Below are 25,241 nucleotides of genomic sequence, written 5' to 3' on the forward strand. Positions count from 1 at the left end.
TGCCGCCAGCGTTCGTCCTGAGCCAGGATCAAACTCTCATATAAAATGATGCTTGAAGCTCATATTGATTGCTAGCGAATAATTATTCACTAATTTTGTTACTGTTGACTTAGCACTGCTAAGTCACCCTCACATTTGGTTTGTCTTACTTTGTTTAGTTTTCAAAGGTCAATCATTTCGTCTGACAACTATTGAAGTATAACACCCTCTAAATAACTTGTCAACGACATTTAAATAATTATTTTTTATTCTGTATAATTATCCAAGTAATCGTTACGCATAATTTTCAGCACCTCAATATAATACCATTTCAGCATTGTCTCTGTCAAGAATTACTTTTCATTCTTTTTTCTTGCTATCGCTATTGCAACAACGTGTTCTACTATACCAAAATTTTTGTTTTTCGTCAATACTAAATCCTAATTCTTTTGTTATTTTTACAAACATTTCAGTAAAAATATACATTACGTTATTTTTACTGAAATGCACTTTATACTTAAACTTTTTTTTCTATCATATAAGAAAAATCAGTGTCATCTTGTTTCACTACCATTAACAAGCCATCGCCTAATGGAACGATACTAGATTCTAATGATGGATGATGCATGACTACATCTAAAAATGCATTTAACTTACGGTGTATCGTTCTTCTATTCTTTGGTATTTCTTCTTTTGGAGCAAGAATTGTTCCACCTTGTAAAACATCATCAACAATCAACATTCCACCTTTTCTCAATAGTCGCATACAATCTGGAAAAAAATCATAATACTTGGATTTTGCACTATCCATAAAAATAAAATCATACGGTCCTTCTAGCGTAGAAAGAATATCTGCTGCTTGTCCTTCTAACAGAGTCACTTTATCTGTTAACCCCAATACTTCATAATTTTTTCTTGCTTTTTTAATCATAACGTCAAAACGATCAATTGTTGTAACGTGTCCATCATCCCCAACATGTTGCGCCATCAAACTTGAGGAGAAACCGATAGCTGCTCCGATTTCTAAAATTTGTTTTGGCTTTATCTGCCCTAGTAGTAAGTTCAAAAACACTACTGTTTCATGCGGTATGATTGGCACACCGTCTTTATTTGCTTGGCATTCAATCTCTCCAAGACTTCCGTCAAGTGGCTTTTGTTCGTTTCGAAGAAACTCAACTACTTCTTTATCCACAACTGGTCTGTACATCATTTCATTTCTCACTGCATTTCCCTCACACTTCTAATTTTATCAATCTTTTTTATTCTAATTTCTATTTGCTTTTTATTATAGAATGCCAAATACTTTCAGACAAGTTAATGTTGATAATGATTAACTGCTTTATCATTAAAGAAATTTTCATCCGTTTTCAAAAGCATTGGATACCTTAAGCGCTATATGTTATTATCAAATTAAATAAAACAATCTCAATCCTTAAAGGAGGATACCTAATGCTCATAAAATCTCTTTGTATTCCCAAAAACAAACTTACTACTGTAAGCGAAACAGTTACCCTTCAAGATGCAATTGATATTCTTGAAAAATCCGGCTTTCGCTGCATACCTATTCTAGATGAAACCGGCACAATATTCAGAGGAAATATTTACAAAATGCATATTTACCGTCACAAATCTAATGGCGGAGATATGAACTTACCAGTAACACATTTATTAAAAAACGCCACTAAGTTCATTTCTATTAATGCATCTTTTTTCAAAGTATTTTTCTCGATCAAAGAATTGCCATATATTTCTGTATTAGATGAAGATAATCGTTTTTACGGCATTTTAACTCATAGTTCGTTGTTAAATATGCTACAACAATCTTGGAACGTGAATACAGGTAGTTACGTCTTAACTATTGCATCAACTGGTCAAAAAGGTGATTTAGCAAACATGGCAAAAATCATTAACCGCTTTTGTTCAATTTCAAGTTGTATTACTTTAGATGTTGAGCAAGATGATTTAGTTCGTCGCACAATGATTACTTTAGAATCTGGCATGACAAAAGATACTTTAAAAGAATTAACTGCCGCTCTAAGTAAAAAAGGATTTCGCGTAGTTGAAGTAGAAGATTTAAAAAATGCTAGTTAATTTTTTTCACTATCTAAAAAAGCTAAATGCTGATGCATTTAGCTTTTTTTTATCCTTCTATCCGTTTACTAAAATGAATTTTTTTATCAATATACATCATGATTGGCATACCAATTCCCATAACAACAAATTCCCCAATCGCAACAGTTAAGTAGCTAAACCAGAATGGCAATTGCAACGCTAGATATAACTCCCACGCAATCAATGCTGACCCTATAGTAAATACTATTGTATTGACACTCATCTTCACCCAATTATTTGTTATTCTTCTTGTTATACCACTCATTATAAGTAAGGACAGCAACGTGTGCGCAACACCAAATACTATGTCATAGACAACCATAGTTGAGAAAAAAAGGTTAGAAATAAACACTCCACCAACTATTCCTATAATATATTTTTTATTAAATACAGCTAAATGATTTAACATTTCGGCTATTCGGAATTGAATCGCTCCAAAAGACATAAAAGCAAATGCCGAAGTGATTGCCACATACAAAGCTGCGACTACAGCATTTATTACCAAATTTCTTATTTTCATTCCTTCCACTTCCTCCTAGTTTTTTTTCGTGGGATGGTCAACGAACCACGTTTCACAACTTTTATAGCATACCATTTTACTTTAATTTATTCAATTTCGTTTAAATAAACAAATAAAAAAGCATTCGCAAATGAACGAACGCTAAAAGCTAGGTACATTTTTCATTAGACTTGTCTTGATAATCCCACACTTATCTCAAGAGCTTCATCTATTTTTTTCATCATTTTAAAATCTAGTTGAGTTACTTTTTCTCGTAAACGCTGCTTATCAATTGTTCTTATTTGTTCTAACAAGACAACAGAATTTTTTTCAAGATTATACTCTTCTGCTGAGATTTCAACATGGGTAGGCATTTTAGCCTTTTGGATTTTCGCTGTTATTGCTGCAATAATAACGGTTGGACTGTAGTGGTTGCCTACATTATTTTGAATAATCAAAACCGGCCGCATCCCACCTTGCTCCGAACCTATAACTGGCGATAAATCAGCATAATAAATCTCTCCCCGTCTTACCATAGGTATTTTCCTCCTTATAACACCTGGTTAGAATTGGGCACCGACCTCTTTTTCACAAACTTCAAATTCATCACAAATATCAAGATTGATACGAGACATCTCTGCATATCCTTTACGCATGGTATCATAGATTATTAAATTTTCATCTAAAAAATAATTCACTACAGAATTAACAAATTCATTTTCGTCAATATTTGCAATCATGCAATATTCTTTAACTTCTTTGTAGATTCCCGGTGCTAAATTAACTTTCATCATGTTTTCATTCTCATCCATACCCCATACCTCCTAAAAGATTACCTTTTCATACCCCATAAAAAGGATTTGCTTCAAGATTATGGTAACATGAATTGAAAAGCATTGAAACTCTAGATAAGAATTAAAATCAAGTTTCGTTTTATCGACAAATCTTATCTTATCTTTAAGTATTTTAAAGCGTTAGCTAAGCTACTTTGCTATTTACTAATTGGAATGATTCCAATTAGTAAATAGCAGCATAATTGTATGTACGATTTTGTTTTCAACTACCGTTACTTTATTATTCTCCTTCTCTACTGTTCTAAGATTACTTGTGCTGCTGCAATGGTGTCCGTGTGCGTAATAGACAAAAATACTTGTCCATCAAAAGGTGACTTTTCAACAATTGGTTTCCCATAACGATCGGGTAAAATTTCAATATCTTGAAAACCCAATTTTCCAATTCCAGTTCCCATCGCTTTTGAGAAAGCTTCTTTTGCAGCATATCTACCCGCTAAAAACTCGATTTTCCGAGATCCTGTTAAATCAGAAAAAATTTCCCACTCTACCGGAGTCAACACACGCTTAGAAAAAGTTTCTCTTTTTAAATAAGCTTCTTCTATACGTAAGATTTCTGTTACATCCAAACCAATCCCTATTATCACTTTACACCTCATCTACACTAGGTTATTTCTTTAGTGCTGTAAACTAAATTTTATAATATTACACTAATTTTATCAAATAATAGTTCTTATGTCACTTCTAAAGAATAAGAAAAATGCTTTCATTTAGGTTTTCCACTCATATTTAGTAACTACTCAACTATATAAAAAAAAGGTTGAGACAAAGTCCCAACCTTTTCCACTTAAATTTTTAGTCTTTATCGCGAATAGTAAATTTGCGTTCTCCGCCAGCTTTACGACGGTTATCAGTAGATTTGCCACGGCTGTCTTTACGACGGCTGTCACTTCCACCACGACTTGAATCTTTATTCCATTTTCCGCTTCCGCCAGTGCCGCTTCCGCCACCACGACGTTCAGAAGGTTTGCCACTACGGTTGCTTCCGCCACGGTATCCACCTTTACTTGCACTTCCACCACGGTTGCTTCCGCCACCATGACTTCCGCCTTTACGGCCAGGTAATGGACGTTCTGGAGTAATTTTAACTGGTACTTCGTCAGCATCTTTTGTTACACTCTTAAGGAATGCAGCAGCAAGATCTTCAGCTGTATAAGTTTCCAATAATTGTGCAGCAGCTTTTTCGTAACGATCTAAACCGTTAGCGTCAATGATAGAACCTACTTCGTCAATTGATGCTTTAATTTGACCTTCAAAAGCTTCAGCATTTGTTGGTGGACGCAATGGAGTCATTGTTTTTTTAGTTAAATCTTCAATAACACGCAAGTAGCCCATTTCATTAGGTGTAATAAATGTTACAGAAACACCCTCTTTTCCTGCACGACCAGTACGTCCAATACGGTGAACGTAGCTTTCTGGATCTTGAGGAATATCATAGTTGTACACGTGTGTAACTCCGGAAATATCTAAACCACGAGCAGCTACATCGGTTGCTACTAAGATATCTAATTTACCAGTTTTAAATGATTTCAAAACACTCATACGTTTTTGTTGAGAAAGGTCTCCATGGATTCCTTCTGCACGGTATCCGCGAGCTTCCAATCCACGAGCTAATTCGTCTACGCGACGTTTTGTACGACCGAAAATAATCGTTAATTCTGGTGTTTGAACATCAAATAAACGAGTCATAATATCAAATTTTTCGAAGTCTTTACAACGTACGAAGAATTGTTCAATCAAACTATCAGATAATGTCGTTGCTTTAATTTGAACGTGTTCAGGATTATTCATGAAACGTACACCAATGCGTTTGATAGCAGGTGGCATAGTTGCAGAGAATAGTAGAGTTTGACGTTCAGCTGGAACTTCATGAATAATTGTTTCAATGTCTTCAATGAATCCCATGTTCAACATTTCATCTGCTTCATCTAAAACTAAAGTTTCAACATGTCCTAATTTCAATGTTTTACGTTTGATATGATCTAATAAACGACCCGGTGTCCCAACAACAATGTGTGGTGCGTCTTTTAAAGCACGAATTTGGCGACTGATGTCAGCTCCACCATAAACAACTTGAACACGAATTTTTTTATCGCGACTCAAACGGAATAATTCTTCTTGTGTTTGGATAGCTAATTCACGAGTAGGTGCAATAACTAATCCTTGTACATTACGGTTATTAACATCAATTTTTTGTAACATTGGTAAACCAAACGCAGCTGTCTTACCAGTTCCTGTTTGTGCTTGCCCAATAACGTCTTTTCCTTCAAGTGCCAGTGGAATAGTTTGTGCTTGGATTGGTGTAGCTTCCTCAAATCCTAAACGTTCTACTGATTTTAATAACTCAGGTGCTAAACCTAATTCTGTAAATTTCAATATATTTCCTCCCAATTTTAAAACCTTAAAGAGAGATTTTTGCGAAATACAGGCACCTTCATTAGTTTAATCAATGCACCTGTTGCTGTAACTCCATATAAAAACTCGATGTTCGTTCGGTTGAATGCACACCAAGTTTTTCATTTCATATAAAAAACTTGAAATATTTTCCAAGTTTATCTGCTTATCTAGTTTCACAAAACCCTCGATGGTTTCATTTTTTTATTAAAGAATATTCTTCAATCTAGTTCATTCTATCATGTATATTTTAGTTTATCAATTGATTTGGCCTTTTGTTTCAATGAACACGTTTCCTTTTCTACTTTTCTTTTCTATACTGTGAATTCACCTATTTTAGTTTGCGTTTTCAATCTTCCTCGCTCATCCAACTGACAGAATCTCTTTAAAAAAAACTAAAAGCTGTGTTTGCACACTCTGCTCTTAGTTTTATCTGTGAATTCATTTTTATTTCGGTCGCTAAAAATCGATTAATCTCTTCCGCCGCCAAAGATGCGCAATAAACCAAGAAAAATATTAATAAAATCTAGGTATAAACTTAATGCTCCACTGATAGCTAATGCACCTAAATTTTGTTCTCCTGAATAGTGAACATAAAGTTCTTTTAATTTTTGTGTATCATATGCTGTAAAACCAATAAAAATCACTACTGTGATAAAAGACAGAACCATATCGGCCGGTCCACTTTGAAGGAAGAAACCATTTACTAACATAGCTATGATCAAACCGATCAATGCCCCTCTTAATTGTCCACCTAAAGAAGTCAAATCTTTTTTAGTTGTAAAGCCTACTATGCTCATACCTGCAAACGATGCTGCCGTAGAAATGAAAGCTGCACCAATACTGCCTAAATCATACATCAGAAAGATAGAAGAAAGTGTGATTCCATTAATAAGCGCAAATGCAATAAATCCGACAATCGACGCACCTGCTGATTTTAGTTTAGCTCCATTTGCAGACAATTTCATCACCAGCGCAATTTCAGCAATAAAAAAACCTAAAAATCCGAAACGCGTTCCAAAAACCAAATTCAAAATAAAAGCGCTTTGAGATGCATAAAAAGCTGTTATTCCTGTGATAGTCAATCCTACTGCCATATAACTATAGATCGACGCAAAAAACTTAGATAAGCCAGCAGTATTAATCGTTTGATTGGATACTTCTTTTCTTGGTGTGTTCATATTATCCATCCCCTTAACTTATTCTATAGTAACAGTATAACAAATTTTCTAAATTAATCACTCAGTCTTTAGACATATTTTCAACTTACGCTTGAAGTGATCTTACAACTGAAAGCAAATCAGTTCCCAAACTTGACTTCAACAGAATATAATCTCCACGTTCAATTTGTTTTTTTACAAATTGAACTAATGGTTCTTTAGCTCCAGTAAAATAAAATAGATTTTCTTCATCGAACTTTCCTTTTAGAGCTTCATATAATACATTCATTTGCTCGCCATAAAGAATAACTTTTTCAATTCGAGTTGGATCAAGCGAATCTTTAACACTTAGATGCAGTTCTGATGACTGTTCTCCTAATTCCAACATGTCGCCTAAAACAACTATTTTTTTACCTGTATTTGTAAATGCACTAAAATTATCCAAAACAGCTTTCATAGCAGTAGGGTTCGCATTATAAGCATCGTTTAAAATACTGCTCTCATTTATCCCTTTTAGCCATTCTGTTCTATTTTTAGTTAATTGAAATTGGGCTAGTTTTGGCGCAGATTTTTCAATTGAGATCCCTAAAGTCATTCCTGCCATTAACGCAGCTAACGCATTGTTTACGTTATACGTTCCTAAAACAGGTAAAATTACTACTAAATCCGGTCTTTCATTGGTTGCAAAGCTCGTTCGGTTCATTTGAGCGTCAATATTTAGTGGATACAAATTATTTTCAGAAGATGTTCCAAAGGTCTTCAATTGCGATTCTTTTAAAGTTGTTACTCTTTCTTGTAGTAACGGTTCTTCGCCAGGATAAATCAGCACGCCATTTTCTTTTAAACCTGAACAAATTTCCATTTTAGCATCCGCGATTCCAGCTCTTGAACCAAAAAATTCAATATGAGATTCTCCAATCATGGTTATAATAGCGACATCCGGCTTAGCTAAATCTGATAACACTTTAATTTCTCCAGCACGACTCATGCCCATTTCTAAAATAACAACCTCAGTCTCAATCGGCATTTCAAGAATCGTTATCGGAAGTCCAATGTGGTTGTTAAAATTCCCTTGTGTTTTATGCACGCGGTATTGACTAGATAAAACAGCATCTGTCATATCTTTCGTAGTCGTTTTCCCATTACTCCCAGTGATACCAACAACTTTTGGATCAACTTTAGTTAAATAGAATTTAGCTAGATCCTGCAATGCTTTCAATGTATCGTTTACTTGAATGACAGGAAACTCCTGTTCCAATTCAAGCGGTAAATCACTTAATGATTTGCTCCATAAAGAAACAGCTGCTCCATTTTCAACAGCTTTTAAAATAAAATTATGTCCATCATTATTTCCTAGCAATGGTACAAACAATGACCCTTTAACTAATTTTCGAGTATCAAAATTAACGGATGTTATTTCTTGATCAGACCATTGATTCGTATCATTTATTGCTCCAACTGCCATTGCAATTTCTTTCACGGTTAAAGAAATCATCTTTCTCCTCCTTCAAGTTCAAAAAAACATCCTCCATGCTTCCTTAAAGAAACAGAGACCAGGCACATAGCCCAACCTCTGTTCCTAGTAGCACGTTTTATTATTTATCATTTTCATTTTGAAAAGACATACGTTCTTGATGCCTTCTTAACGCTAGCTGAATCAACTCTTCAACTAAATCACCGTAATTCAATCCAGTATTTTTCCATAAAGTAGGGTACATACTAAATTCTGTAAAACCAGGCATAGTATTGACTTCATTAATGAACAACTCATCGTTGCTTGTTAAAAAGAAATCACATCGACTTAAACCACTGCCATCAAGCGCTTGAAAAGCGCGTACCGCATAATCTCTTAAACGTGCGTTAACGTCCTCTGGAACTAAAGCAGGAATTTGCAATACAACTTCATTGTTAAGGTATTTTGATTCATAGTCATAAAAATCCACGGTTTTCACTAATTCTCCTGGAACTGAGATATGAATATCATCATTTCCTAAAATAGCGACTTCAATTTCCCTAGCTTCAATTCCTTGCTCGACAACAACTCTTCGATCATAGCGCAAAGCTAATTCAATTGCTTCAACTAATTCATCTCTATTTTCAGCTTTACTAATTCCTACACTAGATCCGAGATTTGCCGGCTTTATATACATCGGGTAAAATAACGTGCCTTCACAATGTTTGAAAACACTCTCTTTATCATTTAACCATTCAGCTTTTCTTACAGGCACATAGGGAACTTGTGGCAATCCAGCTTGTTGAAAGAGTTGCTTACTAATGATTTTATCCATTCCGCAAGCACTAGCTAAGACACCAGCCCCAACATAAGGCATTCCTATAACTTCAAACAGCCCTTGGACGGTTCCATCTTCTCCATTAGGTCCATGTAATACTGGGAAAATCACAGCATTTTCTTCTTTTAAATCAGATGGTTGAATAAGAATACCTTCTGAGTTTTGATTTTCATCAGTTGCAAATTTGGCGTTATCTGAAATGGTTAATTTTAACGCATCTGAATCCTTGACCTCATTGGCCTGCTTAACGATTGCACCTTTAGTCCATTGACCATTTTTTGTAATATAGATAGGTTCCACTTCATAATAATCATAATATACTTCTTTAATGATAGAAAAGGCAGTCAGAATTGAAATATCATGCTCTGCACTTTTTCCGCCATATACTAGAAAGATTTTCATTTAGTTATCCTCCGAATTTACTTAAGTATCTTTATCTTAGTCTTTATAATTCAAAAATTATTGTACCATATTTTTTTATAGAAAAATAGCACACCTCTTGAGAAACAATTATTCAGAATTAGTCTAACTCTAATTCAAATTTCAACGCTCAAAAAAAGCCTTTCAAGCTACCTACAAGCCTGTTGGGTTAAAAAACCTTAACCTACGAGCGACTCCAGTTAACTAGTAAGACTTTTATTTATGATTGTTGTACAATGGTTTTTTCTTTAAAGAACCATTTTTGATCTATCTCATTAAAGCAGATACTTCCCAAGAAATCTTTGTTCGTGAAATTTCTATTTTCAACCTTTAAACGATCTTCAGCTAGGTAGATTGGAATTTCATACACTTCTTGGTTTATGCTTATCTGTTTATATGAAAAAATCACACCTTCTCTGAGTATAGGCAGCAAGTTTTTTATCTCAGAAACTGGTACACGAGTAATCTTTTTAATTTTTTTAAAGATAAACAAATTTCTCTTATCATTTAGTTTTTTTTCTAAATTGTTTGTGACGTTGACAGACAAAAGACTATAAAATTGCTCTAAGTTTCGATGATAAACTTTTGTCATTCCTTTAGGTAAAGTTAAATGGATATAATTATTTTGCAACTTGTAATAAAAAGGCGAATGTAAATGCGTATGGGCGTGAGCAATATACAGCAGTTCAGCAATTTCAATCGGTGTTAATTGCCTCATTAATTCAACACTATCAAAATCTATCCATTTAGAAGGAACGTCACTTATATATTGGCTTTTATCAAAGTATTCTTGGATTTTAGCTATTCCCCGAATCATACGAAATCCAGTGTGAGAGTCATATTCACCTAATCCTTGAGGGGCATTCAGCAACAAAATATTTTTTGGCGGTTTCTTAACGACATCTTTGTATTCATTCATCGTGATACCCTTACTCCAAACTGCATTTGTAATAGTATCTAAATGAATATAAGTGAATTCTGAAGGCACGACACATTCTCCCCTTATTTTTTATCCTTCCATTGTACTATCTAAGCAGCAACTTATCTGTATCAATTAGGTAATAATCTGATGACAATCAACTATTGTATCAGCATTATTAAGACAATAGCGTAACAATTATGATATTATGAAAAACCAGTTTCAAACCACATGACCCTAAATAGAAAGAACAGTTAAATCTTCAATCGTTATTGAACTTGCTTATAGGCATCTAAACATTTTTCATTGGCCTTGAATATGGGTAATTTTAAATTAGAATAAAACTAATTTTTACTGTTTCTCTTTTTATCATCGTACCAAAATAGCTTTTGAAAAGCACGTAATCTGTTAGCACAAATTAATGGATCCTCAAATAGTGAGTACATTTATCCTTTCATTTACCAATAACATGTTAAATTAACATTAACTAAAAAAAGAGACCAGACAAATGTCTGGTCTCTTTTAAAAAGTAGATAGTTATTATGCTTCTTCTTCTTTTTTGTTTGCGTCTGCAATACCGTATTTTTTGTTGAAACGATCCACACGTCCGTCTGCTTGTGTAAATTTTTGACGTCCTGTGTAGAATGGGTGTGAGTCAGATGAAATTTCGACACGAATCATTGGGTAAGTAGAACCGTCTTCCCATTCAACTGTTTCGCTTGAATTTTTAGTAGATCCTGATAAGAATTTATAACCTGTTGTAGTATCCATAAACACAACTTGTCTGTAATCTGGATGAATTGCTTGTTTCATATATAAATCTCTCCTTATGCCCTGATACATCTGCTGAATCAGAGTTGATTTTTTGTCTTTAGACAACATTAGCATAATAGCATATTTCTATTAGCAAAGCAATTCTTTTTATTGGTAATATTACATGCATCTAATTAATTTTTTAGCGATGAGAATTCCTTATTTTTTTTGTTTGAGCAAGTGTATTATCTGTAAAATTAGCGAAAAAGTGTTGATTGTTCTCTGATTTTTGCAATTTTTTTATAAACTGATCTGTTAAATCTAAGGAATCTCCAATCATTGCATGGCGCAACTTCCAGATCACTTCTAACTTACCCTGTTCCAATAAGAGTTCTTCTTTTCGAGTACTTGATTTTTTGATATCAATCGCTGGGAAAATACGTCGTTCAGAAAGTTCTCGTGATAAATGCAATTCAGAATTCCCTGTACCTTTAAATTCTTCGTAGATCATATCATCCATCCGACTTCCCGTATCGATTAGTGCAGTTGCTAAAATAGTTAAGCTTCCACCTTCTTCAATATTTCTCGCTGCTCCAAAAAATCGCTTAGGTCGATACAAAGCTGCTGGATCAAGCCCTCCACTTAACGTCCTTCCGCTTGGAGGAAGCACCAAGTTGTAAGCACGAGCTAACCGAGTGATACTGTCCATTAGAATAATGACATCTCGTTTATCTTCTACTAAACGCATCGCTCTTTCTAGAACCAATTCTGTTACCCGTACATGATTTTGTGGCTGTTGATCAAATGTCGAAGAGACAACTTCGCCTCTAACGCTTCTTTCGATATCCGTCACTTCTTCTGGACGTTCATCGATCAATAAAATAATCAGTTCAGCATCAGGATAATTTTCAGCAATACCGTTTGCAATTTCTTTTAACAAAATTGTCTTACCGGCTTTTGGAGGAGCTACGATCAATCCACGTTGACCAAAACCTACAGGAGCTAAAATATCGATCATTCGATTTGAAATTTTCGTTTGCGTTGTTTCGAGAGATATTTGTCTCTCAGGATATAGAGGCGTTAATGCTGGAAAATGAGGGCGTTCTTTTGCATCTTCTGGATTTTTTCCATTTACAAAATTCACTTGCATCAAACCATAATAACGCTCTGAAGGTTTTGGAGGTCTAGCTTTACCTGAAACCTTATCTCCGTTTCTTAGCCCAAAGCGCTTAATTTGAGAAGAAGAAATATAGATATCTTCTTTACTTGGTGTGTAATTAATGGGACGCAAGAAACCAAAATCCTGTTGCGCCATAACGTCCAAGACACCTTCAACAATAAAAAAACCTTGTTTTTCTTCTTGCGCACGTATAACGGCTAATGCTAATTCTTTTTTATTCATTTGGCTGTAATAAGGAATTTTAAGTTCTTTTGCATAATTGTAAATTTCTTTTAATGTTTTTCCTTCTAACTCTACTAACGTTACTAAATCACTCATATTAGTTAACTCCTATTTATTGTCATCTTTAATCATTTGAACATCTGCACCTAAAGCCGTTAATTTTTCTACGATTTGATCATATCCACGTAAAATATTTTCAACACCAGTAATGGTTGTAGTCCCTTGAGCCATTAATCCAGCTGTTATAAGACATGCTCCAGCTCTTAAATCACTTGCTTCTACTTCTACACCTTGCAATTGACTTGGACCTTCCATTAAAATCATATCACTTTCAACTCGGGCTTTTGCACCCATACGAATCAACTCTGGTATGTGCTTAACACGTTTAGGGTAGATTGTGTCTGTAATTAAAGAAGTGCCAGTCGCTTTTAATAGAAGAGGTGTTAAAGGTTGTTGTAAATCTGTTGCGAATCCAGGATAAGGAAGTGTTTTGACATTTACAGCTTTTAAATTTTTGGCTTCTTTTATTCGAATGCTGTCTTCTCCAATTTCCATTGGAACACCCATTTCTTCCATTTTAGCCAATAGCCCTTCCAGATGTTCCACAATAACATTTTTAATCGTAATATCCGTACCCACAGCTCCTGCTAACGCAAGATATGTACCCGCTTCTATCCGGTCCGGTATAATCGTATGGCGACATCCATGTAATTCATCAACGCCATCTATACGAATAATATCTGTACCTGCACCTCTTACTTTAGCACCCATATTATTTAGTAGTGTTGCAACATCAATGATTTCAGGCTCACGTGCGGCATTTTCAATAATTGTTTTTCCTTTTGCTTTTACTGCAGCAAGCATGATATTGATGGTTGCGCCAATCGATACAACATCTAGATACATTCTTGTACCCACCAATCCTGTTTCATCGGTTCTTAGATACATAGCACCCATCTCATTCTCTACACTAGCCCCTAAAGCACGAAATCCTTTTAAATGTTGATCTATCGGACGAGGTCCTAAAAAGCATCCCCCAGGCAATCCAACAACACCTTTACCAAATTTAGTGAGTAGCGCTCCCATAAAGTAATAAGATGCTCGCAAACTTTTAATTTTTCCATTCGGCATAGGAATAGAAACGATATTGGTGGGGTCAATTGTAAGCGTTGAGCCATCAAAAGTCGTTTCTACCTTCATCACATTCAGAATATCAATTAATGAATGGACATCTTGAATATCTGGTACACCCTCTAAAATAACAGGTGAATCTGCCAGTATTGCTGCTGGTATCAAAGCAACTGTACTATTTTTTGCCCCATTGATGGTTACTTCGCCGGATAATTTCTTTCCACCATTAATGACTAATTTCTTCATGTTATACCTCCATTATCATCTAAAATCTAGTTGTAATTAAAAAAATCACCTTACACTCTTATCTGTTTAGTTTGAGTGGTTGCTTTTATCGTTCTCAAGTGATTTCATTTCAGAAAGAGATTTGATGCTTCCATCTCTTCTTTTATGTAAAATACGCTGTTTTAATCTTACTATACCTTGAAACAACTTACAATTACTATATCTTTTATCAAACTAAAAAACCTTGCCTAAATGGCAAGGTTTTTTTTGTCTATTTAATTAAGCTTGGTTAGAAGATCCAAATCTTTGCATTGTAGTTTTAACTGTTGCAACGATTGCATCTTTACCAGGAGCGATAACTTTACGTGGATCATAAACTTTAGAGTCAGTGCTTAATTTTTCACGTACAGCTTTTGTCCAAACTTGTTGTAATTCAGTATTTACATTGATTTTAGAGTGTCCATTTTCAATAGCTTTTTTAATTTGGAATTCTGGAATTCCAGATCCTCCATGTAATACTAAAGGAGTTTTAGTTAAATCAGAAATGATTTTCATTTCGTCAAAACCTAGAACAGGTTCGCCTTCATAGTCACCATGTACTGATCCTAAAGCTGCAGCTAAAGCATCAATTTTAGCGTCAGTTACCATACGTAGACATTCTTCTGCGTCTGCATAGTTTACTCCACCAGTAACGCCATCTTCAGTACCACCAACAGTTCCAACTTCTGCTTCTACTGATGCACCTTTTGAATGAGCGTATTCTACAACTTTTTTAGTTTCTTCAATATTTTTATCAATTGCAAATGCAGAGTTATCGATCATTACAGAAGAAAAACCAGCATCTATTGCAGATTTACAATTTTCAAAAGAAGAACCATGGTCTAAGTGTAATGCAACTGGGACTGTAATATTCATTGTTTCCATTAAAGCTTCAACCATTGCTGATACAACTTTAACGCCACCCATGTATTTACCTGCTCCTTCAGAAACACCTAAAATAACTGGTGATTTTTCTGCTTCTGCAGCTTCCAATACAGCTTGTGTCCATTCAAGGTTGTTGATGTTGAATTGACCTACAGCATATTTACCCTCTAATGCTTTATTTAACATATCTGTCATACTAACTAAACGACTCATATATCTTTTCCTCCTTAAGGAAATCTTTTTATTTACTAAGATGCTCTTAGTCAACGTTGTTATTATACCAAACACAAGCCAAAATATCCATAAATATTATAATACTTATCTAGTTTTCATGGCCCTTTCATAATTAGTTATTCAATGTTGCAGTTACAAAACCTAAAAATAATTTTTGCGGGCGATTCGGACGAGATATAAATTCTGGGTGAAATTGGCAAGCCACATAAAATGGGTGGTCCGATAATTCCACTATTTCAACTAAACGATTGTCTGGTGAAACTCCTGAAAATACTAAACCTTTTTCTTCTAATTGGGTACGGTATTTGTTGTTAAATTCATAACGATGACGGTGACGTTCTTGAACAACTTCATCATTATCATATGCTTTTGCTGCTACAGAACCTTGTTTTAATTTGCAAGGATACAGTCCAAGACGCAATGTTCCGCCCATATTTACGACATCTTTTTGATCCAACATTAAATCAATGATATTATGTGGGGTTTCCGGATCTGTTTCTGCAGAATGGGCTCCTTCTAACCCTGCAACATTACGTGCAAATTCTACACAAGCTAACTGCATGCCTAAGCAAATCCCTAAGAAAGGAACTTTATTTTCACGTGCATATTGAATGGCTAAGATTTTGCCTTCTAAGCCACGATCTCCAAAACCTCCTGGAACTAGAATGCCATCTGCATCTTTCAACTTGCTTTCAACATTCTCAGCCGTCACTTCTTCTGCATTGACCCAGTCGACTTCAATTTCAGAATCAACAGCATATCCCGCATGGTTTAGCGATTCAATAACCGATAAATAAGCATCCGGTAATTCAACATACTTTCCAACTAATGCAATTTTTGTTTTCTTAGAAAGATTCAGTACTTTTTGTTCTAACGCAATCCACTCTGACATATCTGCTGGCGGCGCATCGATTTTTAGATGATCACAGACAATCTGATCCATATTTTGTTTTTGTAAGTTTAATGGAATGGAATAGAGCGTATCTACATCACGCGATTCAATAACGGCTTCAGGATCAACATCACAAAATGAAGCCAATTTGTCTTTCAAACTTTGTGGAGCAGGTTTTTCTGTCCGGATAACTAAAAGATTCGGTTGAATGCCTAGCCCGCGTAATTCCTTCACACTATGTTGTGTGGGTTTTGTTTTCATTTCACCAGCTGCACCAAGGTAAGGAATCAAGGTTGTATGGATGTACATCACATTGTCAGAACCAACATCGCTTTTCATTTGGCGCAATGCTTCTAAAAAGGGTAACGACTCAATATCTCCTACTGTACCACCAACTTCTGTTATAACAATATCAGAATCTGTTGTTTGGCCTGCACGCATGATTTTTTCTTTTATTTCATTGGTAATGTGCGGAATAACTTGTACTGTTGCTCCTAAATACTCTCCCTTACGCTCTTTGCGTATAACTTCTGAGTATATTTTCCCTGTTGTTACATTAGAATATTGATTTAGATTGATGTCGATAAAGCGTTCATAATGACCTAAATCTAAGTCGGTTTCAGCTCCATCATCTGTTACGAAAACTTCGCCATGCTGGTAAGGGCTCATTGTTCCCGGATCCACATTAATATACGGATCAAATTTTTGAATCGTTACTTTTAATCCTCTATTTTTCAACAATCTCCCAAGAGACGCTGCTGCTATTCCTTTACCTATGGAAGAAACTACTCCACCTGTCACAAAAATATACTTTGTCATTTTTACCGACTCCTTCTAATCTTAATTAGGGTAAAGAAACATTTATTCCTTTGTTGTTTCTCATTTGGGTAATAAAAAAAACAAAGCTCCCTATTCATAGTAGAATAGGGAGCTTTTTTATTTACTTTCCGTTCTTGTCCCTTAAAAATTAATTTAAGGGAGCCCAATATACATAATACATAGTTCCGCAAGAGTCGTCAAGTATTTTTTTAAGACAGACTTAAACCTAGAAAAAATCATTAGCAAATTGCTTACTAATACTCTTCCTCAGAATCGTCTTCATCTTCGTCTTCAATAATTGTAAGATCTCCTTCGACACCGTCAGGCAATTCGTCTTCTTCATCATCGGTACCTAATTCAGATAAATCGGCCTTGTATTCGCCTAGATCTTCTTTGTCTTCATCGTCAATCATCACTCCGTGTTCATCAACCGTTACACGTCCACCGTAAGTAGTAGCATCATCTTCCTCTTCTTCTTCAGGAGAATCATCATCTTCAGGATCATCATCATTGTAATCAATATCATCTTCTCCTGTAATAAATGCACTAGCTTTTTTACGTTTTTTACGACGTGGAGCTTCGTCTTCATTTCCTTGAGTGACTTCTTCATCGATAAAATCGATTGGATACCATGAACGTAGTCCCCAACGATTTTCTCCTAAGGAAATAAAACTACCGTCAATATTTAAGTCTGTATAAAATTGAGAAGTTGCATTAGCAAGTTCTTTTGAGTTTATGTTTAAAAATTCTTGTACTTCTTTTAGTAAAGCTGAGAAATCAAGGATCTCTCCTTTTTGATCTAAGATGGCATGAGCTACTTCAATCATTGACAATTCATTTTTGTTTTGCCCGTCAAATTGTGTTAATTTCACGAAAGCCACGTCCTTTCAACAGTCTATTCTTTATCATACAATATTTAAATAGTAAAAAGCAATTGTAATTTGTAATCTCCTAATTTTTCTTTTCCTAAAAATAAGTCATATTCAATATAGACACTTCCAGAAAAAGGTTTATCTGTATAACTGATTTGCATATCTTTTGTCATAGTTTCTATACTCACTGTACCTTGAGGCGTACGGTAGAGCGTTTCAAATCTTTCACCTTTATCAAATCTCATGCGCGTAGTTGTTTCACCTTTACGTGTAAGAGTCACAATGCCTGAAGGGTCGATTTTAACTGTCACAGGAACAATTCCTGTTTCATAAGTTTCTTGAAAACGAATGTAATAAGATGAATTCATTTGCACAACTTTACCTGCTTCATCAAATACATGTTTCTCGGTTTCATTGCCTTGAGAGATAATCGTCTCTAAATGTATCTGTGCTGCTCTTCCTTTTGATAAATCCAATTTATTTCACCTCATATTTTTTATTCCTGTCATTTAACTACACACTAATCATTTTTAGCTAGTTGATTTTACTTTATTGCATATCTATCTTATCATAAATCATAAGATTATTATGCTTTTTTAACATAGTAAGGGAAGAACACTGCAATAAAATTTGCTATAATAAGGAAGAGTTACTGTTTCTAATTAAATAAAGGAAGTAAAACCAATGAATACTACTGATATTAAAGACTTTTTGACCAATCAGTCTTATGAACTTTATGAATCAACAACAATGCCCTTTACTAACAAAACCATTTCTCACTTCGCTTTAACGGATAGCTTATTGCGTCATGTTGGAAAGTATAAAAAAAACAGTTTACATTTTTGGCCAACTTCAAATTTGGTGATTTTAGGTATGATGGATACAAAATTGCCTTACTTCAAAGATGCGCTAGATGTCATAAAAAAATATGACCACTCCTTTATTGTCCGAAATTCAGGTGGCTTGGCTGTAGTTGGTGATGAAGGAATATTAAATTTTTCTCTTATATTGCCTGAAGATCCTCAACAAAAAATGCCGATTAATACTGGATATAAATTTATGTTTCAATTGATTAATGAAGCTATCAAACCTTTCGGGAAGATAAGTGAAGCTTATGAAATCAAAAATTCTTATTGTCCTGGAGATTTTGATTTAAGCATCGATGGTAAAAAATTTGCCGGCATCTCACAAAGACGCTTAAAAAATGGCGTAGCGATTATGATTTACATCAGTGTAAACGGTGATCAAGCGAAAAGAGCTAAAATGATCCGTGATTTTTACCAAGTAGGTCTAAAAGATGAAACGGTCAAATGGCATTTTCCATCAGTCAATCCGTCTGTTATGGCTACTTTAGAAGAGTTGTTGTCTATTTCTTTAACTGTGGAGGAAATGAAACAGTTGATTTTAGATACCTTGCTTCAAAAGAACTGCACCATTTCACCAGGCGCTTATTCTTCAGAACTATTAGCCGACTATAATGAAGGATTTGAAAAAATGATTCGCCGCAATCAACAAATGCTTGGCAATTCTATTGATAAGGAGTTAATCGAATGAGCAGCCTTTACGATGCAAATTTTTCATTGCCAATAGAACACGTTTTTCGTGACCCTGTGCATGATTACATTCACGTTCAACATCAGATTATTCTAGATTTAATTAATTCAAGTGAATTTCAACGTTTGCGTCGAATCAAACAATTAGGCACTTCTTCTTTAACGTTTCACGGTGCAGAACATACCCGTTTCACTCATTCATTAGGTGTATACGAGATTACTCGTCGAATCTGTGATAAGTTTCAGCGGAATTACGCTACTCAGACACCTGGAGATGGTGGTTGGGATGATAATGAACGATTAGTCGCTTTATGTGCAGCGCTGTTACACGATATTGGACATGGTCCCTATTCTCATACTTTTGAACATATTTTTAAAACCGATCACGAAGAAATCACGGTGGCTATTATTACATCTCCAGAAACCGAAGTTTACAATGTGTTAGCCCAGGTTAGTGAAGATTTCCCTGCAAAAGTTGCTAGTGTTATCCAAAAAACGTATCCTAATCCACAAGTGGTTCAACTCATTTCTAGTCAAATTGACGCTGATCGAATGGACTACTTGTTACGTGATGCCTATCATACAGGTGTAAATTATGGTACATTTGATTTAACTCGCATTCTTAGAGTGATTCGACCTTACAAAGACGGCATCTATTTCCAGTTATCCGGTATGCATGCTGTTGAGGATTACGTCGTGAGTCGTTATCAAATGTATATGCAAGTTTATTTCCATCCTGTTTCAAGAGGTATGGAAGTCATTTTAGATCATTTGCTGAAACGCGCAAAAAAAATGTATCTTAATCCAGAAATCCAATTTAACGACCAGCTAAATTTACTCGTTCCTTTTTTCGAAAAGAATTTTACACTTAACGATTATTTAAAACTGGATGACGGTGTTTTAGCTACTTACTTTACGTTATGGAAAGACGAAAACGACCCCATTTTAAGTGATTTAGCTACACGATTTCTTGATCGACACCCTTTCAAATCCGTTAAATTCTCTAGTAAAACAGACTTGGCTTTGATCGAAGATTTAAAAGTTATTATTCGTGAAGCTGGTTACGATACAGATTATTATACAGCAGTTAACAACAGTTACGATTTGCCGTATGACTTTTATCGACCAAATCAAGATACCAACCGCACGCAAATTGAATTGGTGTATCAAGATGGTACCTTGGTGGAACTATCTAAAGTCAGTGAGATTGTGTCCTCCATAACGGGAAAAGTTCGTGGCGACGAACGCTTTTATGTACCAAAAGAATTTTTAAAACCAAGAACTTCTGAAGAAATTACGTTGTTTGAAGATTTGTATCATGAATTTAATCGTTACATTAAAAATGGGGCTATTACAGACCCAAATAAACCAGTGGAGGATTCACTTAAATGACTATCGAACTAATTGCTATCGATCTAGATGGTACCTTGTTAACCCCTGAAAGAAAAATAACAGCAAAAGTAAAAGAAACAATTGAGATTGCTAAAACAAAAGGCATCAAAGTTGTTGTTTGTACTGGCCGACCATTACCAGGAGTATCACCAATCCTAGAAGCCCTAAATTTAGAAGAAGAAGGCGATTATGTGATTACGTATAATGGCGCATTAGTCCAACAATCACATAACGGTAAGGCTATCGCTCACCATACTTTAAGCCATAAAGATTTTTTGAGAATTGAAGAAATGAGCCGTCAAGTCGACGTACATTGTCATACGATTGATGAAAAATACATTTACACTGCTAACAAAGACATCAGTCCTTACAGTGTAAGAGAGTCATTTTTAGTCAACATGCCTATTCGTCATCGCACAGTTGAGGAAATGGATCCAACTCTTGAAATCAGCAAAATGATGATGATCGACGAACCTGATATTTTAGATGCAGCTATTGCCAAATTCCCAGAAGATTTTTATGATGAGTACACTGTTTTAAAAAGCGAACCTTTTTATTTAGAAGTCTTAAATAAATCTGCTAGTAAAGGTCAAGCACTAAAAGATTTGGGAGAAATTTTAGGCATACCAAGAGAAAACATCATGGCCATTGGCGATAATGAAAACGACAAAGACATGATAGAATATGCTGGTATGGGTGTAGCTATGGGCAATGCGATCGCCAGCGTAAAAGAAATCAGTAATTACGTTACGGATACAAACGAACACGATGGAGTTGCTACGGCTATTGAGGCCATTGCTTTTGAAACACTTCCCGCTGATAGCTACACTAAATAAGAATAACAAAATAAAAAAAGACTGAAACAATCACAATTTGTATTTGTTTCAGTCTTTTTTAGTGTATTTCAGAATACGTATAAACTAATCTATCTTTATTTACTAACTCTTTTTAGCAATTAACATTCTAAAAGAGTTCATTTTATATAATAAAAAAACATATGATTTTTTATTCTTCAGTACTCTTTTTTGATGATTCTCTTATGATGAGTTCCGGTTGATAGATAATCGATTCTTTTTTGAAAGAAGGTTTTTCAAGTGCTTGTATAATCCAATTAGCAGCTTCTTTACCAAGTTGTTCTTTTGGATGGTTGATCGAAGTTAATTTAACATCTGAAGCTGTACTCAAAAATGAATTGTCATGACTTACAATTGAAAAGTCATCTGGAATATTTTTACCAATCGCGTTGATTTGCTCAATAACTGTCATTGCAATTTGATCATTATAACAAACAAAAGCTGTAGGTAGATCTTCTAGGTGTAAAAGAACTTGTATCTTATCAGCCAACTCTTCTTTTGTTTCTGTATCAAAAGTAACAATTAACTTATCATCAAAAGATTTTTTTTCCTTTGAAAATGCTCGTATAAAGCCTTTCATCCTACTTTTCCCTTGCATGTCATCTGTTTTGGTAATCATACTGATTCTTTCATGTCCTAAATCTAATAAGTGAGTTGTTAACATTTCATTTGCCAACGTATCATCTATCCTAATTTCTGGGATATCCAGTTCTTCATAAGAAGCATTTATAGATACACACGGAATACCTGCTTCTTGGATTTTAAGATAGTAATTTAGATTTGGGTTTAACAGAGCACTTTTCGTAGGCTCAACAATTAGTCCATCTACTTGTTTTTCCAACATCATTTCAAGGCTTCTTTTTTCATTTTGAACGTCATTTTGTGTACTAGATAATAATAATGAATAGCCGCTCTCGCTTAAAGTTTCTTCCATTCCTCTGATGATTGAAGGGAAAATGTAATCTGAAAGATAGGTTGTAATGACACCAATTGTTTTATTGCCTGTTTCTTTCACTCGTTGTTGATTTTGATCATTCACATAAGTTCCAGAACCTTGCTCTTTCTTTAAAAAACCTTCATTAACAAGTTCTGCGATAGATTGTCGAATGGTATGTCTGCTGACACCAAATTGTTCTCTTAATTTTGCTTCTGAGGGTATTTTGGTCCCTGCAGAATACTCGCCACTTAAAATGAGTTCTTTTAATTGATTTTTGATTACTAAGTATTTCGGTTTATTAGACATTTAATCACCTTCCATAAGTTGTACGTACATGAATAGTACATGATGTCAATGAACAAAGCAATATTTTGTACTATTTTCACCCATTGCTCCTTATCTTACTTTATTACGTACAGCTAATAGTAATTTTTGTCCAAGAAAAAAGTGCTTTTTCAAGCACTCTTTTTCTTATTTAATAACTACATAATCTAATTCAACCATTTTAGCCCATGTAGCAATTTGGTCTGTAGTTAGATTTAATGAAACTACAGTGTGGTGACCGCCGCCATTTTCAATCCATGATTGGACACCCTCTGTAAAGTTTGGCTTCACTTTCCATAATACCCGAGCAACCGGCAAGTGAGGAGCTTTTTCTTCCGGTTCAAATGCAGAAACTTCATTAATTAGAAGTTTGAAATGTGTACCAAAATCCGACATAGTAACCACTACACCTTCTCCAGATTTACCGTCAAAGACTAGACGTGCAGGGTCTTCACGATTTCCCATCGATAATGGTGAGACAACTACTTTAGGCTTATTAGTTGCTAAGGCAGGGTCTACTTCCATCATATGAGATTGTAAAATCGATTCTTTTCCTTCTGCCAATTCATATGTGTAGTCTTCCATGAATCCAGTATTTTCATTGTGTGCCATAACTTTCATTAGACGATCAATAGCAGCTGTCTTCCAATCGCCTTCTCCAGCAAATCCATATCCATCTGCCATTAGACGTTGAACTGACAGACCTGGCAATTGTTGCATGCCATAAAGATCCTCAAAATTTGTAGTAAAAGCATTATAGTTTCCAGCTTCTAAAAAGCGACGTAAGCCAATTTCTTGTTTGACTTGAGCCTTAACATGGTCTTCCCAAACTTGATGATCATAGCTACCATAATCAAAATCGTAAAGCGTTTTATACTCATTAAAAAGTTCTTCTATTTCCGTTTCTTTTACTGCATCTACATATTGCACCAGGTCTCCAATACCAAAATAATCTACTGTCCATCCGAATTGGATTTGTGCCTCTACTTTATCTCCTTCAGTTACAGCTACATTTCGCATATTATCGCCAAATCGTGCTACCTTAATATTAAAACTTTCATTGTAAGCAACCGCTACATCCATCCATTCCGCAACTTGCTTTTGTACTTTGGAATTTTTCCAATAACCAACCACTATTTTATTTTGTTTCTTTAAACGAGCATTTATAAATCCGTATTCTCGGTCACCATGAGCAGATTGATTTAGGTTCATAAAGTCCATATCAATCGTCTCCCATGGAATACTTTCATTGAATTGAGTCGCTAGATGTAACAACGGTTTTTGCAACAACTTCGTTCCTCGAATCCACATTTTTGCTGGTGAGAATGTATGCATCCATGTGATGACTCCTGCTACTTCATCATGATAATTAGCTTCTTTCATTACTCTAGTGATTTTATCCGCAGTAACAGCTAATTCTTGTAATACAATCGGATAAGGAAGTTTCCCACTCTCATTCAATTCAGTAACTAAAATTTCTGCGTGTTTTTTTACTTCTAATAATGTTTCTTCTCCATACAAGTGCTGTGAACCAACTACAAACCAAAATTCTTTTTTTCCAATAGTCAACATAATTTATTCTCTCCCTTAATGTATGTTTTTTTGTCCATAATAGGCATTTTCACCATGTTTACGTAAATAATGTTTATCTAAAACCCTTTGTGGAAGCTCTTCAGAAAAGCTGTTTAGTTGTCTAGAAAAAAGATTCATTTTGCAAACTTCATCTAAGACTACTGCATTCATCACTGCATCTTTCGCACTTTTTCCCCAAGTAAACGGTCCATGTCCATGCAATAACACTCCAGGGATTTCCAATGGTTTAATATTTCGTTCTTTAAACGTTTCTACGATCACATGACCAGTTTGTTCTTCGTAACCTTTGTCGATTTCTTCTTGATTCAAAAATCGTGCACAAGGGATTGAACCATAGAAAGTATCAGCATGCGTCGTTCCCATTGCCGGTACGTCCAATCCAGCTTGAGCCCAGATCGTTGCCCAAGTTGAATGGGTATGGACAATGCCGCCAATTTCTGGAAACTCTTTGTATAGTACGGCATGAGTGAACGTATCAGAAGAAGGGTTTAAGTTTCCTTCAACAACTTTTCCATCCATATCACAAACGACCATATCACTGGCCTTCATTTCCTCATAACTAATGCCACTTGGTTTAATTACAAATAATCCCTGTTCACGATCTACAGCACTTACATTGCCCCATGTATATTTGATTAGTCCTTGTTTTGGAAGTTCCAAATTGGCTTGAAAAACTTCTTCTTTCAATTGTTCTAACACAATAGTCTCCTC

General features: G+C 35.0%; 24 protein-coding genes and 1 riboswitch. Of the genes, 4 read left to right on the forward strand and 20 right to left on the reverse strand.

The genetic code is table 11. The annotated features are described in order from the left end of the window. Window positions 1-496: 496 nt before the first annotated feature. On the reverse strand, window positions 497-1,201 hold the full coding sequence (locus tag ACKI3H_RS06690; RefSeq protein ID WP_407371510.1) for an O-methyltransferase: 705 nt from the start codon (window positions 1,199-1,201) through the stop codon (window positions 497-499). A 227-nt stretch (window positions 1,202-1,428) separates the two neighbouring features. Here ACKI3H_RS06690 and cbpA point away from each other — a divergent pair, with 227 nt between their 5' ends. Then, on the forward strand, window positions 1,429-2,070 hold the full coding sequence (gene cbpA, locus ACKI3H_RS06695; RefSeq protein WP_407371511.1) for a cyclic di-AMP binding protein CbpA: 642 nt from the start codon (window positions 1,429-1,431) through the stop codon (window positions 2,068-2,070). A gap of 49 nt (window positions 2,071-2,119) precedes the next feature. On the opposite strand, the gene ACKI3H_RS06700 is transcribed toward cbpA, so the two are convergent. The 16 genes from ACKI3H_RS06700 to ACKI3H_RS06775 all read right to left on the reverse strand — a co-directional run bounded on the left by ACKI3H_RS06700 (window position 2,120) and on the right by ACKI3H_RS06775 (window position 18,353). Continuing rightward, window positions 2,120-2,611 (reverse strand): QueT transporter family protein, encoded by a 492-nt coding sequence (locus ACKI3H_RS06700; protein WP_407371512.1) that lies wholly within the window; start codon window positions 2,609-2,611, stop codon window positions 2,120-2,122. Window positions 2,612-2,620: 9 nt separating this feature from the next. Next, a riboswitch (PreQ1 riboswitch) is annotated at window positions 2,621-2,666 on the reverse strand. Window positions 2,667-2,775: 109 nt separating this feature from the next. Next, window positions 2,776-3,126 carry a type II toxin-antitoxin system PemK/MazF family toxin gene (locus ACKI3H_RS06705; RefSeq protein WP_013709985.1) on the reverse strand — a complete coding sequence of 117 codons (351 nt, stop codon included), beginning with the start codon at window positions 3,124-3,126 and terminating at the stop codon, window positions 2,776-2,778. Window positions 3,127-3,153: 27 nt separating this feature from the next. Beyond that, window positions 3,154-3,402 carry a hypothetical protein gene (locus ACKI3H_RS06710; protein ID WP_407371513.1) on the reverse strand — a complete coding sequence of 83 codons (249 nt, stop codon included), beginning with the start codon at window positions 3,400-3,402 and terminating at the stop codon, window positions 3,154-3,156. A gap of 275 nt (window positions 3,403-3,677) precedes the next feature. Beyond that, entirely contained in the window at window positions 3,678-4,028 is a 351-nt protein-coding gene (gene acpS / locus ACKI3H_RS06715; RefSeq protein ID WP_407371514.1) for a holo-ACP synthase, read from the reverse strand. A 208-nt stretch (window positions 4,029-4,236) separates the two neighbouring features. Further along, entirely contained in the window at window positions 4,237-5,817 is a 1,581-nt protein-coding gene (locus ACKI3H_RS06720) for a DEAD/DEAH box helicase (RefSeq protein WP_407371515.1), read from the reverse strand. Between the two features lie 488 nt (window positions 5,818-6,305). After that, a complete protein-coding gene (locus tag ACKI3H_RS06725) occupies window positions 6,306-7,016 on the reverse strand; it encodes a Bax inhibitor-1/YccA family protein (protein ID WP_407371516.1) in 711 nt (236 codons plus the stop codon). An 85-nt stretch (window positions 7,017-7,101) separates the two neighbouring features. Next, window positions 7,102-8,490 (reverse strand): UDP-N-acetylmuramoyl-tripeptide--D-alanyl-D-alanine ligase, encoded by a 1,389-nt coding sequence (gene murF / locus ACKI3H_RS06730; protein WP_407371517.1) that lies wholly within the window; start codon window positions 8,488-8,490, stop codon window positions 7,102-7,104. A gap of 100 nt (window positions 8,491-8,590) precedes the next feature. Further along, window positions 8,591-9,688 carry a D-alanine--D-alanine ligase gene (locus tag ACKI3H_RS06735; RefSeq protein WP_407371518.1) on the reverse strand — a complete coding sequence of 366 codons (1,098 nt, stop codon included), beginning with the start codon at window positions 9,686-9,688 and terminating at the stop codon, window positions 8,591-8,593. A gap of 238 nt (window positions 9,689-9,926) precedes the next feature. Continuing rightward, window positions 9,927-10,694 (reverse strand): hypothetical protein, encoded by a 768-nt coding sequence (locus tag ACKI3H_RS06740; RefSeq protein WP_407371519.1) that lies wholly within the window; start codon window positions 10,692-10,694, stop codon window positions 9,927-9,929. A 471-nt stretch (window positions 10,695-11,165) separates the two neighbouring features. Then, entirely contained in the window at window positions 11,166-11,438 is a 273-nt protein-coding gene (locus ACKI3H_RS06745; protein WP_350452107.1) for a type B 50S ribosomal protein L31, read from the reverse strand. 142 nt (window positions 11,439-11,580) lie between these two features. Continuing rightward, on the reverse strand, window positions 11,581-12,876 hold the full coding sequence (gene rho, locus ACKI3H_RS06750; protein ID WP_407371520.1) for a transcription termination factor Rho: 1,296 nt from the start codon (window positions 12,874-12,876) through the stop codon (window positions 11,581-11,583). A 12-nt stretch (window positions 12,877-12,888) separates the two neighbouring features. Further along, window positions 12,889-14,157 carry a UDP-N-acetylglucosamine 1-carboxyvinyltransferase gene (locus ACKI3H_RS06755; protein WP_407371521.1) on the reverse strand — a complete coding sequence of 423 codons (1,269 nt, stop codon included), beginning with the start codon at window positions 14,155-14,157 and terminating at the stop codon, window positions 12,889-12,891. A gap of 258 nt (window positions 14,158-14,415) precedes the next feature. Next, the gene (gene fba, locus ACKI3H_RS06760) at window positions 14,416-15,273 is read right to left on the reverse strand and encodes a class II fructose-1,6-bisphosphate aldolase (protein WP_407371522.1); all 858 of its coding nucleotides are present in this window, start codon (window positions 15,271-15,273) and stop codon (window positions 14,416-14,418) included. Between the two features lie 133 nt (window positions 15,274-15,406). Continuing rightward, on the reverse strand, window positions 15,407-17,005 hold the full coding sequence (locus ACKI3H_RS06765; RefSeq protein WP_407371523.1) for a CTP synthase: 1,599 nt from the start codon (window positions 17,003-17,005) through the stop codon (window positions 15,407-15,409). A 254-nt stretch (window positions 17,006-17,259) separates the two neighbouring features. Next, complete coding sequence (gene rpoE / locus ACKI3H_RS06770; protein ID WP_407371524.1) at window positions 17,260-17,877, reverse strand: DNA-directed RNA polymerase subunit delta; 618 nt, start codon at window positions 17,875-17,877, stop codon at window positions 17,260-17,262. A gap of 44 nt (window positions 17,878-17,921) precedes the next feature. Continuing rightward, the gene (locus ACKI3H_RS06775; RefSeq protein WP_407371525.1) at window positions 17,922-18,353 is read right to left on the reverse strand and encodes a DUF1934 domain-containing protein; all 432 of its coding nucleotides are present in this window, start codon (window positions 18,351-18,353) and stop codon (window positions 17,922-17,924) included. Between the two features lie 208 nt (window positions 18,354-18,561). Here ACKI3H_RS06775 and ACKI3H_RS06780 point away from each other — a divergent pair, with 208 nt between their 5' ends. Genes ACKI3H_RS06780 through yidA form a run of 3 tightly spaced genes read left to right on the forward strand, consistent with a single transcriptional unit; the run spans window position 18,562 to window position 21,658 of the window. Further along, window positions 18,562-19,431, forward strand: a complete 870-nt coding sequence (locus ACKI3H_RS06780) for a biotin/lipoate A/B protein ligase family protein (protein WP_407371526.1) — start codon at window positions 18,562-18,564, stop codon at window positions 19,429-19,431. Beyond that, window positions 19,428-20,822, forward strand: coding sequence for an HD domain-containing protein (locus tag ACKI3H_RS06785; RefSeq protein WP_407371527.1), 1,395 nt, complete (start codon window positions 19,428-19,430; stop codon window positions 20,820-20,822). Before ACKI3H_RS06780 ends, ACKI3H_RS06785 begins: the two co-directional genes overlap by 4 nt. After that, window positions 20,819-21,658: a sugar-phosphatase gene (yidA, locus tag ACKI3H_RS06790; protein WP_407371528.1), complete on the forward strand. Its 840-nt coding sequence runs from the start codon at window positions 20,819-20,821 to the stop codon at window positions 21,656-21,658. The genes ACKI3H_RS06785 and yidA overlap by 4 nt, the downstream gene beginning before the upstream one ends. A gap of 169 nt (window positions 21,659-21,827) precedes the next feature. On the opposite strand, the gene ACKI3H_RS06795 is transcribed toward yidA, so the two are convergent. The 3 genes from ACKI3H_RS06795 to ACKI3H_RS06805 form a co-directional block, all read right to left on the reverse strand. Next, complete coding sequence (locus tag ACKI3H_RS06795) at window positions 21,828-22,919, reverse strand: GntR family transcriptional regulator (RefSeq protein ID WP_407371529.1); 1,092 nt, start codon at window positions 22,917-22,919, stop codon at window positions 21,828-21,830. Between the two features lie 165 nt (window positions 22,920-23,084). Continuing rightward, complete coding sequence (araA, locus tag ACKI3H_RS06800; RefSeq protein ID WP_407371530.1) at window positions 23,085-24,509, reverse strand: L-arabinose isomerase; 1,425 nt, start codon at window positions 24,507-24,509, stop codon at window positions 23,085-23,087. Window positions 24,510-24,524: 15 nt separating this feature from the next. Next, window positions 24,525-25,229, reverse strand: coding sequence for an L-ribulose-5-phosphate 4-epimerase (locus ACKI3H_RS06805; RefSeq protein WP_407371531.1), 705 nt, complete (start codon window positions 25,227-25,229; stop codon window positions 24,525-24,527). Window positions 25,230-25,241 lie beyond the last annotated feature (12 nt).

The sequence above is a fragment of the Carnobacterium sp. genome, assembly GCF_045617425.1.
GTDB lineage: Bacteria > Bacillota > Bacilli > Lactobacillales > Carnobacteriaceae > Carnobacterium_B.

Excerpts from the sequence above, each read along its gene's own strand:
- cbpA (WP_407371511.1), top strand. The coding sequence starts at position 1,429 with ATGCTCATAAAATCTCTTTGTATTCCCAAAAACAAACTTACTACTGTA.
- ACKI3H_RS06700 (WP_407371512.1), bottom strand. The coding sequence starts at position 2,611 with ATGAAAATAAGAAATTTGGTAATAAATGCTGTAGTCGCAGCTTTGTAT.
- ACKI3H_RS06705 (WP_013709985.1), bottom strand. The coding sequence starts at position 3,126 with ATGGTAAGACGGGGAGAGATTTATTATGCTGATTTATCGCCAGTTATA.
- ACKI3H_RS06710 (WP_407371513.1), bottom strand. The coding sequence starts at position 3,402 with ATGGATGAGAATGAAAACATGATGAAAGTTAATTTAGCACCGGGAATC.
- ACKI3H_RS06725 (WP_407371516.1), bottom strand. The coding sequence starts at position 7,016 with ATGAACACACCAAGAAAAGAAGTATCCAATCAAACGATTAATACTGCT.
- murF (WP_407371517.1), bottom strand. The coding sequence starts at position 8,490 with ATGATTTCTTTAACCGTGAAAGAAATTGCAATGGCAGTTGGAGCAATA.
- ACKI3H_RS06735 (WP_407371518.1), bottom strand. The coding sequence starts at position 9,688 with ATGAAAATCTTTCTAGTATATGGCGGAAAAAGTGCAGAGCATGATATT.
- ACKI3H_RS06745 (WP_350452107.1), bottom strand. The coding sequence starts at position 11,438 with ATGAAACAAGCAATTCATCCAGATTACAGACAAGTTGTGTTTATGGAT.
- rho (WP_407371520.1), bottom strand. The coding sequence starts at position 12,876 with ATGAGTGATTTAGTAACGTTAGTAGAGTTAGAAGGAAAAACATTAAAA.
- ACKI3H_RS06755 (WP_407371521.1), bottom strand. The coding sequence starts at position 14,157 with ATGAAGAAATTAGTCATTAATGGTGGAAAGAAATTATCCGGCGAAGTA.
- fba (WP_407371522.1), bottom strand. The coding sequence starts at position 15,273 with ATGAGTCGTTTAGTTAGTATGACAGATATGTTAAATAAAGCATTAGAG.
- ACKI3H_RS06765 (WP_407371523.1), bottom strand. The coding sequence starts at position 17,005 with ATGACAAAGTATATTTTTGTGACAGGTGGAGTAGTTTCTTCCATAGGT.
- ACKI3H_RS06780 (WP_407371526.1), top strand. The coding sequence starts at position 18,562 with ATGAATACTACTGATATTAAAGACTTTTTGACCAATCAGTCTTATGAA.
- ACKI3H_RS06785 (WP_407371527.1), top strand. The coding sequence starts at position 19,428 with ATGAGCAGCCTTTACGATGCAAATTTTTCATTGCCAATAGAACACGTT.
- yidA (WP_407371528.1), top strand. The coding sequence starts at position 20,819 with ATGACTATCGAACTAATTGCTATCGATCTAGATGGTACCTTGTTAACC.
- ACKI3H_RS06795 (WP_407371529.1), bottom strand. The coding sequence starts at position 22,919 with ATGTCTAATAAACCGAAATACTTAGTAATCAAAAATCAATTAAAAGAA.
- araA (WP_407371530.1), bottom strand. The coding sequence starts at position 24,509 with ATGTTGACTATTGGAAAAAAAGAATTTTGGTTTGTAGTTGGTTCACAG.